Raw genomic sequence first — 14,452 nt, 5'->3', positions numbered from 1 at the left:
GATCAGTCCTCTTCCTTCCGCGGGGCGGGGTGCTGCTCCCCGTTCTCCTGGGCCGTCGGTACCTCATCGCCGAAGGCGGCGAGCAGCGCCCCCGATTCATCCTCGTGTCTGCGGCCGCGCACCGGGATCGTGCGCCCGAGCGTCACCACACCGTGCGCGGTGACGCCGGCCGCTGCCGTGCCGAGCAGCCCCCAGCCCACCTTCTCCGCGGTGGACTCAATGCCGATACCTCGGACGTGCGGGAGCACATCGTAGAAGGGGGTGAAGCGATCGAAGAAGTCCTTCTCCGTGCAGCCGATGCACGGGTGGCCCTGCCCGATCGGCCAGCCGCTGCGCAGGTTCCACTGGATGATGGGGCAGGGGCTGAACGTCGAGGGCCCCTTGCAGCCCACCTTGTAGAGGCACCAGCCATTGCGGGCGCCCTCGTCGTCGAAGGAGCGGACGAACTGGCCGGCGTCGAAGTGGGCGCGGCGCGGGCAGGAATCGTGAATGCGCTGGTCGTAGGCGAAGAGCGGGCGGCCCTCGGCGTCCACCTCCGGCGGCTTGCCGTGGGTGAGGAGGTAGGTGATGGTGGCGGTGATGACATCCCCGATGGGCGGGCACCCCGAGACATTGATGACCGGCTTGTCGGTGATGATCTCATCCACGCCCACGGCCCCGGTGGGATTGGGCTTCGCGGCCTGCACCGAGCCGTACACGGCGCACGCCCCCACCGCGAGGATGACGCTCGCGTGCTCGGCGGCCTCCCGGAGCACCTGCTCCGCCGTCTTTCCGCCGATCATGCAGTAAATCCCGTTCTCCTTCACGGGCACCGAGCCATTGACGACGAGGATATGCTCGGCGGCGTTGATCTCCTCCATCGCGTGATCTGCCGCGTGCCCGGCGGCCGCCATGACGAGCTCGTTGTAGTTCACGCTCAGCAGGTTGAGGACGAGCTCCTCGATGGTCGTTCCCCCCGAGCGAAGCACCGACTCCATGCAGCCCGTGCATTCCTGGAGCTGCAGCCACACGACGTTCGGCTTCCTGACGTCCCCGAGCTTCTGCTCGATCTCCTCGGCTTGGGCCTCAAAGCCCCCCGCGAGCGCGGGCGATCCCACCGCATAGACCGAGGCCAACGCCCCGCACATTTTCATAAAATCGCGGCGGGAAACTCCGCGGGCAATGAGGTTATCCCGGAGGTTCCCGGACCTCCAATATTCTCCCAGGCTCATAGCTCGGCATCCCTCTGACAGATGGGTGATACACCGCTCAGCCTAACAGCCTGAGAGTTTCTTAAATCCCGATAAAACTCCTGGTTATCCCCATATTCGGGAAGGGGAGGCGAGGCTTCACTGAGCGGCCTGGGTCACCTCCAGCGGGCCGGTGAGCCAGGAGAGCCAGGCGTCGAGCCCCTCGCCGGTCTTCGCGGAGAGCGGAATGATCGCGCACTCGGGGTTCACCTTGCGGAGGTTCGCGGTGAAGAGCTCGAGGTCCGCGCCGACGTAGGGCAGCAGGTCCATCTTGTTGATGACGACGGCCCCCACCGAGCGGAACATCACCGGGTACTTGAGCGGCTTGTCCTCGCCCTCGGTGAGGGAGTAGACCATGGCCTTGCGGTGCTCGCCGACCTCAAACTCCGCCGGGCACACGAGGTTCCCGACATTCTCGATGAGCACGAGGTCCAGCGTGTCCAGGTCAAGCCCCTCGAGCGCGCGGTGCACCATCGGGGCGTCGAGGTGGCACTCCCCGCCAAAGCCATTCCCCGTGTTGAGCAGCGAAATCTGGGCGCCCAGGCCGGCCAGGCGGTCCGCGTCCATGGAGGTTTCAATATCACCCTCGACGACGCCGACGCGCACCCGCCCTCGCAGGGCGTCGAGCGTGCGCGCGAGGAGCTCCGTCTTCCCCGCGCCCGGGGAGCTCATGAGGTTGACGCAGTGAATCCCGTGGGCGTCGAAGGCCGCGCGGTTTTCGGCGGCGCGGTGGTCATTTTCGTGGAAGATGTCCTCCAGCACGCTGATGCGTTCGCGGCCGGTCTCATAGCCCGAGTGGTCCCCGTGATCGTGCTCGGGGTGGTGATGGTGCTCGTGATCGTGGTGATGGTGCTCGTGCACTGTGCCGTCGTCGTGCCGATGGAAGCGTCCCATGGCGCCTGCCTTTCCTATGCGTCTTCCTCGGGGGCCGGTCTGCCTGTGCTGTCGGGGCTGCCCGAGCTGTCTGATACGGAGAGATCCACCACGGTGAACTCTTCGCCGCCGATGATACGAGCGACCTCCCCACACCGGGGGCAGTGGACGTCGAACTCCCCCTGCATGAGGGACTCATGCCCGGCGGGGCAGCGCAGCCGCCCGGGCACCCACTCCACATCGAGGGTGGCGCCATCGAGGCTCGTGCCCGCGGTGGTGAACTCCCACGCATAGGCGAGGGGCTCCGGCACTACCTGCCGCAGCGCCCCGATCCGCAGCCGCACGCTGTGAACCCGACGGCCCCCGGCCGCCCGCCGGGCCACCGCCGCCACCTGCTCGGAGAGCGCCACTTCATGCACGGTGTCGAGCCTAACTATCATCGGGGGCATGTGTCGGGAAGTGCGTGAGCTGCGGCTGCGCGGGGTGGTCCAGGGGGTGGGCTTTCGGCCGCACGTCGCGCGCATCGCCCGTCGCCACGGGATCCGCGGCACCTGCCTCAACGACGACACCGGGGTGCAGATCCTCGCCTGGGGCACGCCCGCGCAGCTCGACGCCTTCCGCCGCGACCTCCTCGGCGAGCTCCCCCCATTAGCTCACGTCCTGTCCGCCGACGAGCACCCCATCGCGCCCCCGCCCGGCCCCGCCCCGGAGGGCTTCCGCATCCTGGCCTCCGCGCACGCGCCGGGCCAGCGCACCCTGATTCCCCCGGACGTGGCCACGTGCCCGGAGTGCCTCGCCGAGATGCGCGACCCCACCAACCGGCGCTACCGCTACCCCTTCACCACGTGCACGCACTGCGGCCCGCGGCTATCCATCATTGAGGCGCTGCCCTATGACCGGCCGAACACCACCCTCCGCGTCTTCCCGCTCTGCCCCTCCTGCCAGCGCGAATACACCGACCCGGAGGACCGCCGCTATCACGCCCAGCCGATCAGCTGCCCGGACTGCGGGCCGCGGCTGTGGTTTGAGGCGCCGGGGGAGCCGGGCGGGGAGCCGGGGGAGCCCGGCGGCGTCATCGAAGGCACCGAGCCGGCCCTCGCCGCGGCCCGCCGGCTCCTCGAGGACGGCGGCATCCTGGCTCTCAAAGGGCTGGGCGGCTTCCACCTCCTCTGCGATGCCGCCCGCCCCGAGGCCATCGCGCGCCTGCGCCGCCTCAAGCGCCGGCCCGATAAGCCCCTCGCGCTCATGGTCCCGGACGTCGAGGGTGCCCGCGCCCTGACCCAGCTCAGCGAGGCCGACGCGCAGCTGCTCATCTCCCCGGCGCACCCCATCCTCCTCGCCCCGCTGCGCCCGGAGGTCCTGGAGCGAATCGCCGGCGCCACGACGGGGAAGGCCCAGGCCGCCGCGCAGATCGCCCCGGGCCTGCGCGAGTGGGGCATCATGCTGCCTTACACCCCCATCCACCATCTTCTCCTGGACCCGCCGCTTGACCGGCCGCTCGTCGTCACCTCCGGCAACCCGGGCGGGGAGCCCATCGAGTTCGATGAGCAGCGCGCGCGCACGAGCCTGCGCCCCTTCTGCGATGGCTTCCTCCTCCACGACCGCGGCATCCACCTGCCCGTGGAGGACTCGGTGCTCCGCGCCGGCGGGCCGGGTGGGCAGCCGATTCCCGTCCGTCGAGCCCGCGGCTATGCCCCGCTGCCCGTCCCCCTGCCGGAGCCCTGGGACAGCGGGCCGGTGGTGCTCGGCGTGGGCGGGGAGCTGAAGAACACGTGTGCGCTGGCCATCGATGATCTTGCACACCTCTCCTCCCATCATGGGGACATGGGCTCGCTGCGGACGCAGGAGTCCTTCGAGCGCTCCGTGCGCGTCTACGAGCAGCTGCGCGGCGAACGCCCCGAGCTCCTCGTCTGTGACCTCCACCCCGGCTACGCCACCACCACCTGGGCGGAGCGCTACTGCGCCGAACACGACGTCCCCCTCCTGCGCGTCCAGCATCACCTCGCCCACGCGCTCAGCCTCCTCGCCGAGCACGGGCGTGGGGAGGAGCCCGCGGTGGTGGCCGTCCTCGACGGGACCGGCTATGGTACCGACGGCGCGATCTGGGGCGCCGAGCTTCTCCGCGTCGAACCCTCCCGGCGCGGCTGCGAGCGCCAGCCCCTCATCCCGGAGTTTCCGCTGCTCGGCGGGGATCGCGCGATCCGCCAACCCTGGCGACTCCTGCTCGCGCAGTGCCGTGCGTGGGGGATCGAGCCGCCCCCGCTCGACGTCCTCCGCCGCCCCGAAGCCGAACTCCTCCGCGCGCAGCTCGACGCCCCACCCCGAGTGGGGCAGCGCTGGCCGCCGGGGGCCGTGGCCTGCACCTCCCTGGGCAGGGTTCTCGACGCCGCGGCCGTGGCACTGGGCCTCGTCGACGAGCAAACCTTCGAAGGACAGGCGCCCATGCTCCTCGAAGCCCAGGCGGCGGCCGCGCGCGAACGCCGCCCGAGCCGCGCCCGCTCCATCCCCGACGCCCTCCGCGAGCTTCTCCACGAGCAGCCCCCCAGCACCCCGGCGCCAGAGCGGGCGTGGACGTTCCTCCACGGGATCGCCGCGCACTGCGCCCGGGAGCTGGAGGAGGCAGCCCGGCGCGCCGGGCTCCGTGTGGTGGGGGTGAGCGGCGGCTGCGCGGTGAATGTGCTGTTCATCGGGCTGTTGGGGGAGGTCCTGGGCCGCCACGGGATCGAGCTTCTCACCCACCGCGTGGTGCCGCCCAACGATGGCGGGCTGAGCCTGGGGCAGGTGCTCGCCGGGCGGGCGGCGCTGCGCTGAGGTGCGCTGAGGTGCGCTGAGGTGCGCGGCCGCGCAGCCGCGCAGCTAGCAGATGCGGGGGAGGGGGTCACCCACCAGCATGTCGACCATCCGCGTCCCACCGAATCCCGTGACCAGGGCCACCTGCGCCGCCGGGGACTCCGCCACGCGCCCCACCGCGCAGGCCTCGGGGGCACCGGCGGCGTGGAGGGCGTCGAGGCCGGCGTCGGCCTCCTCCGCGGGGACCACCGCGAGGAAGGTGCCCTCGTTGGCGACGTAGAGCGGGTCGATGCCCAGCATGTCACAGGCCGCGCGGGTCATGTCGCGGACGGGAAGGTGCTGGTCCTCCAGCACGATGCCTAGGCCCGAGAGCTGCGCGCACTCGTTCATGACGGTGGCCACCCCGCCGCGGGTGGCATCGCGCATCCAGCGGGTGTGCGGGGCGGCGTCGAGCAGCGCGGCGGTGAGCCCGTTGATCGCGCGGGTGTCGGACTCGATGGGTGCCGAGATCGCCAGGTCCCCGCGGGCCATCATGACGGCCATGCCGTGGTCCGCGATGGGGCCGGAGCAGAGGATCCGGTCGCCCGGCTGGAGCCCGTGGGCGTCGAGCTGCACCGAGGCGGGAATCCGCCCCATCCCCGCAGTAGTGATGTACACGCCGTCCCCATGCCCGCGCGGCACGACCTTCGTGTCCCCCGTGACGATCCGCACCCCGGCCTTCTCCGCGGCGGCGTGCATATCCGCCACGATGCGGCGCAGCACTGCGATCTCCAGGCCCTCCTCGAGGATGAACGCCGCGGAGATCACCTCCGGCAGCGCCCCCGACACCGCGAGGTCATTGACCGTCCCGTTCACCGCCAGGTCCCCGATGGATCCGCCCGGGAATTCCAGGGGGTCAACAACATAGGAATCCGTGGAAAAGGCGATGCGGCTGCCGTCGTCCCCCTCCCCGGGGCTGCCTGGGAACGTGAGGAGGGCGGCGTCCTCCGCCTGCCGCAGCTCCGCCGACTCGTAGGCGGAGACAAACACCTGCTCAACGAGGGCTGCCGAGGCCTTTCCGCCCGCGCCGTGGGCCAGCGTGACCCGCTCATCCTTGAGGCGCGGCGCGCGGCTGCGCACCCGTTCGATGTTGCTGTGCACGCGGTGGACGTCCTCGTTGAGGCGATTCTTCGGATCCATGCCCCCGAGCCTATCGCTATGCTGGCCGCGTGAGTGAGAATGAGAACCCCAACGCCTTCCGCCCCGGCGAGCTCAACCGCTACTCCTCCCTCACGGAGGTCGCGAAGCTGAGCCACGCCATCCGCTCCACCGGGCGGCCCGTCGTGCTCGTGCCCCTCGGCCTGCCGTGCCACGCGGGAAACATCGAGGCCGTGCGCGCCGCCGCCTCCCTTCCCCGCGCGCTCGTCATCGCCGCGCTGTGGCGGGGGCTCGACGACGACAGCTCAGACAGCGCCATCGAGGACGCGGCCCAGGCCCTGTCCCGCGCGGGCGTCGAGGTGCTGCTCAGCGCCCCCGCGCGGGAGCCGCGCACCGAGGTGCACAGCCCGCTCGAGGGGGTGGGGCGTTCGCAGCTCACCGCGCTGGCGCGGCTGGTGCTGGGCAGCGGGTGCACGGACCTGGTGCTGGGGGAGCGGGACTATCGCCTGCTCATCGCGGCGCAGGCCATGATCACGGATCTCGCTATCCCCGTGACTCTCCACGCCATCCCCGTCATTCGGGATCGCGACGGCCTGCCCTTCAGCACCACGCTCATGGGCCTGGACCCGGCTGAACGGGAGGCGGCGGTGGCGCTGTCGGCTGCCCTCACGGCGGGGGCCTTCGTGGCGAGCGAGGGCGCAGACGCCGTCCTGCGCACCGTGGAGGAGACGGTGGAGGCGGCGCCCGGGGTGGAACTCTGCTCGCTCCTACTTTTGGACCCCATGCTGGGCCCGCTGGCAGAGGGGGCCACGGAGGGTCGGCTCCTCGCCGAGGTGGAGCTCAGCGCCTCGGGGGAGCGGGTGGAGGATAGCGTCGGCATCCTTCTGATGGATCGGGAGCGGGAGATTGCCCGCACCGCACTGGAGGCCGCGGGCCTGGACCCGGAGATCTCTGATGAGGAGTGGGCGGAATTGCGCTCCCTCCAGGGGCGAGTGCGCGCCGCCAAGGCCGAGCGGGAGGAGCGGGAAGGCCGCTAGGGGCCGGCGCGGGCTGGTGCGGAGTCGCCTGGCGCATCGCCGATTTACGAGCGCCCCGATAAATCCTCTACACTAAGCAAGTTTCCTCGCCCGGCGGCGGGGAGAAGCTGATACCTGAATAGTGGAAAGGGGATCGCATGGGGAATGCACACACCGCCTATGACCAGCGGCATGCGAATTCTTTGATTGGCTGCCTCGTGGTGGCCACGACGGTCATGATTCTCAACGAGACTGTCCTCTCCGTCGCCCTCCCGGCGATGATGTCAGACTTCTCCATCACGGCGGATGTCGCCCAGTGGCTGAGCACCGGCTTCATGCTCACGATGTCGGTGATCATCCCGGTCACCGGCTATATCCAGAAGGTACTGCCCACGCGTACCATCTTCTTCCTCTCGATGGGGCTCTTCCTCATCGGCTCTCTCGTGGCGGCGCTGGCCCCGGCCTTTGGCGTCGTGCTGGCCGGCCGTATTCTCCAGGCCTGCGGCACCGCGATGATGATGCCCCTGCTCATGACGGTGGTGCTCACGGTGGTGGAGCCCGCCCGACGCGGCGCCATGATGGGGATCATCTCCGTGGCGATTGCCGTCGCGCCGACCGTCGGCCCCACCCTTTCCGGCTTTGTGTTGTCCTTTGCGACGTGGCACTGGCTGTTCTGGATCATGGTGGTGCTCTCGCTCATCGTGGGGGTGGGTGGCGCGAAGCTGCTCATCAACGTCGGCGAGACCGAGCGCGCGCCCCTCGACATCCTCTCCGTGCTGCTCTCAGCCGTGGGCTTCGGCGGGCTCGTGTACGCGCTGTCCTCCATGAGCGCGGCGCTCCAGTCCGGCAACCCGACGCCCATCGTGTGCGCTGTGGTGGGGGTCCTCGCGCTCGCGGTGTTTGCGTGGTGGCAGCGTCGCCTTCTCGACGGCCGCGGCCCGCTCCTTGACCTCCGCGTGCTCACGTACCGCAACTTCGCGCTGGGGCTCACTGCGATTCTCTGCGGGTTCGGCGTGCTGATCGGCGCGGCGATGGTCATCCCGCTCTATCTTCAGGGCGCGCTGGGTGTGTCGGAGTTCGTCACCGGGCTGGTGGTGCTTCCCGGCGGCCTGCTGCAGGGCGTGGTCTCCCCGTTCATCGGGCGGCTCTATGACCGCTGCGGCCCGCGGCCGATTGCCATCCCGGGCGCGGTGCTGCTCTGCCTCGGTGTGTGGGCGTTTGTGCTGGTCGCGCCGCTGGGGAGTGTGCCCCTCGTGGTGGTGGCGCACGTCATCATGGCGGTGGGCATGGGCTTCGTCATGACCCCGATGATGAGCGCCGCCCTCGGCGTGCTGCCCGAGAAGCTCTACTCCCACGGCTCCGCGGTGCTCAACACACTGCAGCAGCTGGCCGGCGCGGCCGGCACGGCGCTGCTCATCGCGATGATGACCCTGGGCCAGTCCATGGCCGCGAACCGGGGGATCGAGGACCCGGCCGGGCTCCTCTCCTTCGGAACGCAGATGGCCTTCACGGTGGGCGGGGGCCTCACCGTGGTGGTGCTGCTGCTGACCCTCTGGGTGCGCCGCCCGGAGGACCAGGAGGAGGCGGCGAACACCCCCGCCTAGCGGGGCGCCTGAGCTGCGCTGATGCCGCCGCGGGGGAGGTTCTCCGCGGCGCTTCGTGCTTCTGAGCCGGGCCGGCGGCGCAGGAGGAGCCGCGTGATGACGGCCAGGTGGGGGAACTCGACGAGCATGCCGAGGATGAGCGCCGCGTGGGCGAGGGGGCGGTCGGGGAGGAGCGCCGTCGTGAGCCCCAACATGAGTGGGGCGTTGCGGGCAGAGGTCGTCATGGTGAGCAGGGCTTCCGCCGGGTAGTCGACGCGCAGCGCCCGGAAGCTCGCCTTCCCCAGCTGGTACATGAGCACGAAGAAGCAGAACACCACGCCCAGCACGAGCCCGAAGAGCGCGGGATGCTGAAGGATGATCTCCGCATTTGCGGCGATGACGCAGCACACGAGCGCCGCGAGAATCCACGGCACCAGCCGGTCCGCCACACGCCCGACCCCCGGGATGAGCCGCAGCCCCAACCCGATCACCGCGGGCAGGACGAACCATTCCCCCAGCGTGGGAAGGATCTCCCCGAGGATGGTCCCGACGCTCAACCCGCCGAAGAGGAACAGCCACACGGGGTAGAGCAGCAGCTGGGTGACCATGTTGATCGGGATGAGCGCCGCGCCCGTGGCCGTGTCCCCGCGAGCGAGCCGCGTGTAGCCGAGAAACCAATCCGTGCAGGGGCTCAGCATGTAGATGGCCACGCCCAGGCGAATGTCCGCCTCCGCCCGCCACAGCGCGAGGCTTGCCAGCGCCGCGACGATCGGGATGAGCACGAAGTTGCCCACCCACGCGATGAGCATGATCCGGGGCCGCGGCCGATGGGCGGCGGGCGAGGCGTCGTCGCGCGGGCGCCGGGGGAGGCAGGCGAAGAGGCTGAGCACGAGCAGCAGAATGAGCGGATCAACGAGCTTGCCGGCCACCCCCGCCGCGGCCGGGGAGAACCAGCCCACCAGGCAGCCGAGGACCATGGCGAGCGGCTGGAGGAGAGCTAGCACGCGCACTCCGTCCCGCAGCAGTTGAGGTCATCGATAATCATCCCGTGCTCCCGCCAGAGGTCCAGCCCGCTGGCGTCGCGGCCGAGCCGCCCGGCGATGATCCCCGCGATGTACGCGAAGCGCTGGCGGAACTTATAGATGAAGCAGAAGCGCCGGTTGCCGTGGCGGACCATCGGGCCGCTGATAAAGAGATTCGGGGTGATGGTCGACTCGTCATCCTCGGTGAGTAGCGGCCATCCGTCCTCTCGACGCTCGCAGAGCCGCGCGATGGGCCCCAGCCCCGCCCCATAACCCGTCGCCGCGATGGGCGGGTTGTCCACGCGGAGGGTGGAGCCATCATCGAGCTGCAGCTCATAGCCCTCGTCGGCGCGGCTGACCAGCTCCGCGTCGTGGGGGATGGGGTGGAGGAGCCCGGTGTGGGAGGCCTCGGCCAGACGCCGGCGGCTGCGCGGCGCGAGGGAGATCGAAGGGTCGGCCGTCTGGTCCTCCCAGGGGCGGTGGGCGTCGAGAAGCCACACCTCTGCGCCCTGGGCGACGTGATGGCAGGCCAACTCTACGCCGGACTCGTAGCCGCCGATCACCGCGACCCGGCCCGAGTGGCGTCGCCACGCGTGCAGGGTGGAGGAGTGGTGGCAGAGGTCCCGGCCGGGGATGCCGGGCAGCAGCGGCTGGTGGTACTCCCCGGCCGCCCACACGAGGTGCCGGGAGGCGGCAGGCCCCCGGGAGGTGCTCAGCCGGAAGATGCCATCCTCATCGACCTCCACGCCGGTGACCTCTGTCTGGGTGAGGACGGGCACCTCGAAGTAATTCGCGAGGGAGCGCAGGTAGAGGGCGTATTCCTCCCCGCTCGGGTAATCCGTGTGGAGGGTATGGGCAGGGGAGGTGAGGGGGTGGATGGAGTTGAGGTCCACCGCGCCGTAGCCATTCGTCGTGAAGGACGGGGTGAGCATGGACTGCGAGTGATGCCAGCGGGTGAAGCTCTCCCCGATCTCCCCGGCTTCGACGACGCCGACCGTCATATCCTCGACGGCCTGGCAGGCCAGTGCGGTGCCGATCCCGGCCGGGCCCGCGCCCACCACGATGACGTCGAGCGGCTCAGCTGAGCTCATGTGAATCTCCTCGGACAAGGGTGCTGTTCTGAAAACCATTCCCGATAGTAGACCACCCCTCCCCTCAGAGAGACACCTCCGCGAGGAGAAGGTCCACGAGTGTGTCGTAGACCTCTCCCACCCGCACGAAGTCCTCGTGGCGCTCCACCACGAACTCCACCCGCAGGCTCCCTGCCTGCGAAGAATTCCCGACGAGGAGCAGTTCCTCCTTGCCATCGCCGCGGGAGAAATCCTCGTTGCGGCTCCAGCCATCGTCCATGTCGCAGGACTCCGGGGTGAGGGCGTGCGTGAAGGTGGCGAGGTGGGCGCTCACCCCCTCCTCCCGGTAGATGAGCACGCGGGAGACGAGCCCCTCCTCGGGCTCGCTCGGCGGATCGGTGACGAAGAGGCCATCGCGTCCGGGCGGCTGCCAGGCGTCGAGAAGGGAGCGGAACAGGGTGGCGTCGAGAATGCCCTCGACGTTGAGGAGCGAGGCAGTGTGTGCGTTGTTCATAGCCGGAAGTATGGCAAATGGGTCGGACATGAACGAGGGGAGATCACCCCCGCGGGCCGTGTTCGCTACCGGCGTACAAGCCCAAACATGGCCTCTGACCAGCGGGTATGTGCGCAGAATGCGGGGCGCGGCGGCGAAGGGAGGAAGCCGTGTCCGCCCGGGGCGTTATTGTAAGTGGAACGTAGTAGAAACAGACAGGGGTTAAGACAAGATGTTCGAGAGGTTTACCGACCGTGCTCGACGCGTCATCGTTCTGGCGCAAGAGGAAGCGCGGATGCTGAACCACAATTACATCGGCACCGAGCACATTCTCTTGGGGCTGATCCAGGAGGGCGAGGGCGTGGCCGCCAAGGCCCTCGAATCCATGGGGATTTCCCTCGATGCCGTCCGCCAAGAGGTGGAGGAGATTATCGGCCACGGCTCGCAGCCGCACCAGGGCAACATCCCCTTTACCCCGCGGGCCAAGAAGGTCCTGGAGCTCTCCCTGCGCGAGGGGCTCCAGATGGGGCACAAGTACATCGGCACCGAGTTCCTCCTCCTCGGGCTCATCCGTGAGGGCGACGGCGTGGCCGCCCAGGTCCTCCAGAAGCTGGGGGCTGACCTGCCGCGCGTTCGCCAGCAGGTCATCCAGCTGCTCTCCGGCTACGAGGGCACCCAGCAGGAGCAGGACCAGGGCCCCATCGGCGCTGGTGCCGGCAGCCGCGGCCGCATGGGCGGTGGCTCCGGTGAGCGCTCCAACTCCTTAGTCTTAGATCAGTTTGGTCGGAACCTCACGCAGGCGGCCAAGGAGGGCAAACTCGACCCGGTCGTGGGGCGCGAGAAGGAAATCGAGCGCATCATGCAGGTCCTCTCCCGCCGAACGAAGAACAACCCGGTGCTCATCGGCGAGCCGGGCGTCGGCAAGACCGCCGTCGTCGAGGGCCTGGCGCTGGACATCGTCAACGGCAAGGTCCCGGAGACGCTGAAGGACAAGCAGCTGTACTCCCTCGACCTCGGCTCCCTCGTGGCCGGCTCCCGCTACCGCGGCGACTTCGAGGAACGCCTGAAGAAGGTCCTCAAGGAAATTAACCAGCGCGGGGACATCATCCTCTTCATCGATGAGATCCACACCCTTGTCGGCGCCGGCGCGGCGGAGGGTGCCATCGATGCCGCGAGCCTCCTCAAGCCGAAGCTCGCCCGCGGTGAGCTGCAGACCATCGGCGCCACCACGCTCGACGAGTACCGCAAGCACATCGAGAAGGACGCCGCCCTCGAGCGCCGCTTCCAGCCCGTCCAGGTGCCCGAGCCCAGCGTGGACCTCACCATCGAGATCCTCAAGGGCCTGCGTGATCGCTACGAGGCGCACCACCGTATCACCATCACCGACGGCGCCCTCGCCGCCGCGGCCCAGCTCTCCGACCGCTACATCAACGACCGCTTCCTCCCGGACAAGGCCGTCGACCTCATCGACGAAGCCGGCGCCCGCATGCGCATCCGCCGCATGACCGCCCCCGAAGGCATCCGCGAGATCGACGACAAGATCGCCGACGTCCGCCGCCAGAAGGAAGCCGCGATCGACGCCCAGGACTTCGAGAAGGCCGCCGGGCTGCGCGATCAGGAGCGCAAGCTCAAGGAGGAGCGCACGGCGAAGGAAAAGCAGTGGCGTGCTGGGGAGCTCGACGAAGTCGCCGAGGTGGGCGAAGAGCAGATCGCCGAGGTTCTGGGCAGCTGGACCGGCATCCCCGTCTTCAAACTGACGGAGGAGGAGTCCAGCCGCCTGCTGCGCATGGAGGAGGAGCTCCACAAGCGCATCATCGGCCAGGAGGACGCCGTCAAGGCGGTCTCCCGGGCGATCCGCCGCACCCGCGCTGGCCTCAAGGATCCCAAGCGCCCGTCCGGATCCTTCATCTTCGCCGGCCCCTCCGGCGTGGGCAAGACCGAGCTCTCCAAGGCACTCGCGGAATTCCTCTTCGGCGAGGATGACGCCCTCATCCAGATCGACATGGGCGAGTTCCACGACCGCTTCACCGCCTCCCGCCTCTTCGGCGCTCCCCCCGGATACGTCGGTTACGAGGAGGGCGGCCAGCTCACCGAGAAGGTCCGCCGCAAGCCCTTCTCCGTCGTCCTCTTCGACGAGATCGAGAAGGCCCACAAGGAGATCTACAACACGCTGCTCCAGGTGCTGGAAGATGGCCGCCTCACCGACGGCCAGGGCCGCATGGTGGACTTCAAGAACACCGTGCTCATCTTCACCTCGAACCTGGGCACCGGCTCCATCTCCAAGGCCGTGGGCATGGGCTTCTCCGGCTCCGCCGAGGCCGACGAGGAGGCCCGCTACGAGCGGATGAAGCAGAAGGTCCACGACGAGCTGAAGAAGCACTTCCGGCCTGAGTTCCTCAACCGCATTGACGACATCGTCGTCTTCCACCAGCTCACCCAGGCACAGATCGTCGAGATGGTGGAGCTGCTCATCGGCCGCGTGCGCGATGCTCTCCGCGCGAAGAACATGGACATCGAGCTCACGGAGAAGGCCAAGAACCTGCTGGCCAAGCGCGGTTTCGACCCGGTGCTCGGCGCCCGGCCGCTGCGCCGCACTATCCAGCACGAGATCGAGGACACCCTCTCCGAGAAGATCCTCTTCGCGGAGTTCACCTCGGGTGACACGGTGCTCGTGGACGTCGAGGGCTGGGACGGCGAATCCAAGGCAACCGAGGACGCCACCTTCACCTTCACCGCGAAGAAGGGCGGCGCCTCCTCCGAGGATGAGGACGGAGAACTCTCCATCCAGGCGGCGGAGGCCGTGAAGAACGTGGCCGATGCCTCCCAGGGGGACGTGCCCGAGAGCGACACTGCCGACGGCCTCGACATGGAAACCATCCGCAAGGAGGGTGCCGACGTCAGCGATGATCACGGCACCGGCACCTTCGGCCGGGGCTCCTCCTACGGCCAGCCCGGCGGGGATGACACCCCGGGCCAGGGCGGCGCCCAGCCCCAGACGCCCTAAGGAAAGGCGATAGGCCGGGGGCGATGCCACCGGCGAGATCAAGGGCCCAGCCCGCCGATGAGCGGGTTGGGCCCTTCCTCATATGCGCAGGGCGCTCGTGGCGTGGCCGGCGCTCTTGCGGGGGGGGGGGAGCGCGCCATAGTACTGTGGCGGGAAAAACGACTTCCCCGTGGATAGTGTGCACTGAGGAGTGGATGATGCTCGACGATGATGATCGGCGGCGCGTGAAAAGGTA

11 protein-coding genes are annotated in these 14,452 nt (G+C 69.2%); 4 read left to right on the top strand and 7 right to left on the bottom strand.

Annotated elements, in window-relative coordinates; translation table 11 throughout:
* Positions 1 to 2 precede the first annotated feature (2 nt).
* The 3 genes from L1O03_RS08345 to L1O03_RS08335 all read right to left on the bottom strand — a co-directional run bounded on the left by L1O03_RS08345 (position 3) and on the right by L1O03_RS08335 (position 2,521).
* Positions 3 to 1,211: a hydrogenase small subunit gene (locus tag L1O03_RS08345; protein WP_236119323.1), complete on the bottom strand. Its 1,209-nt coding sequence runs from the start codon at positions 1,209 to 1,211 to the stop codon at positions 3 to 5.
* Between the two features lie 117 nt (positions 1,212 to 1,328).
* A complete protein-coding gene (gene hypB / locus L1O03_RS08340) occupies positions 1,329 to 2,123 on the bottom strand; it encodes a hydrogenase nickel incorporation protein HypB (protein WP_236119322.1) in 795 nt (264 codons plus the stop codon).
* 14 nt (positions 2,124 to 2,137) lie between these two features.
* Complete coding sequence (locus tag L1O03_RS08335) at positions 2,138 to 2,521, bottom strand: hydrogenase maturation nickel metallochaperone HypA (RefSeq protein ID WP_236119321.1); 384 nt, start codon at positions 2,519 to 2,521, stop codon at positions 2,138 to 2,140.
* Between the two features lie 28 nt (positions 2,522 to 2,549).
* On the opposite strand from L1O03_RS08335, the gene hypF reads away from it, so the two are divergent.
* Positions 2,550 to 4,913 carry a carbamoyltransferase HypF gene (gene hypF / locus L1O03_RS08330; protein WP_236119320.1) on the top strand — a complete coding sequence of 788 codons (2,364 nt, stop codon included), beginning with the start codon at positions 2,550 to 2,552 and terminating at the stop codon, positions 4,911 to 4,913.
* A gap of 45 nt (positions 4,914 to 4,958) precedes the next feature.
* On the opposite strand, the gene hypE is transcribed toward hypF, so the two are convergent.
* Complete coding sequence (hypE, locus tag L1O03_RS08325) at positions 4,959 to 6,071, bottom strand: hydrogenase expression/formation protein HypE (RefSeq protein WP_236119319.1); 1,113 nt, start codon at positions 6,069 to 6,071, stop codon at positions 4,959 to 4,961.
* A gap of 29 nt (positions 6,072 to 6,100) precedes the next feature.
* Between hypE and L1O03_RS08320 the strand changes: the two genes are divergently transcribed.
* Positions 6,101 to 7,066: a pantoate--beta-alanine ligase gene (locus L1O03_RS08320; RefSeq protein ID WP_236119318.1), complete on the top strand. Its 966-nt coding sequence runs from the start codon at positions 6,101 to 6,103 to the stop codon at positions 7,064 to 7,066.
* Positions 7,067 to 7,203: 137 nt separating this feature from the next.
* A complete protein-coding gene (locus L1O03_RS08315; RefSeq protein WP_236119317.1) occupies positions 7,204 to 8,649 on the top strand; it encodes a DHA2 family efflux MFS transporter permease subunit in 1,446 nt (481 codons plus the stop codon).
* Here L1O03_RS08315 and L1O03_RS08310 read toward each other — a convergent pair.
* From L1O03_RS08310 to L1O03_RS08300, 3 genes are all read right to left on the bottom strand, one after another.
* Positions 8,646 to 9,632, bottom strand: coding sequence for an arsenic resistance protein (locus L1O03_RS08310; RefSeq protein ID WP_236119316.1), 987 nt, complete (start codon positions 9,630 to 9,632; stop codon positions 8,646 to 8,648). The genes L1O03_RS08315 and L1O03_RS08310 overlap by 4 nt on opposite strands.
* Entirely contained in the window at positions 9,626 to 10,741 is a 1,116-nt protein-coding gene (locus L1O03_RS08305) for an NAD(P)/FAD-dependent oxidoreductase (RefSeq protein WP_236119315.1), read from the bottom strand. Before L1O03_RS08305 ends, L1O03_RS08310 begins: the two co-directional genes overlap by 7 nt.
* Before the next feature lie 64 nt (positions 10,742 to 10,805).
* Positions 10,806 to 11,234, bottom strand: coding sequence for a hypothetical protein (locus L1O03_RS08300; protein ID WP_236119314.1), 429 nt, complete (start codon positions 11,232 to 11,234; stop codon positions 10,806 to 10,808).
* Between the two features lie 211 nt (positions 11,235 to 11,445).
* Here L1O03_RS08300 and L1O03_RS08295 point away from each other — a divergent pair, with 211 nt between their 5' ends.
* Entirely contained in the window at positions 11,446 to 14,217 is a 2,772-nt protein-coding gene (locus L1O03_RS08295) for an ATP-dependent Clp protease ATP-binding subunit (RefSeq protein ID WP_236119313.1), read from the top strand.
* Positions 14,218 to 14,452 lie beyond the last annotated feature (235 nt).

The sequence above is a fragment of the Corynebacterium uropygiale genome (assembly GCF_021568315.1).
Lineage (GTDB): Bacteria > Actinomycetota > Actinomycetes > Mycobacteriales > Mycobacteriaceae > Corynebacterium > Corynebacterium uropygiale.
Note: the sequence above shows the minus strand (reverse complement) of the source record. Positions and strands in the feature narration are given on the sequence as shown.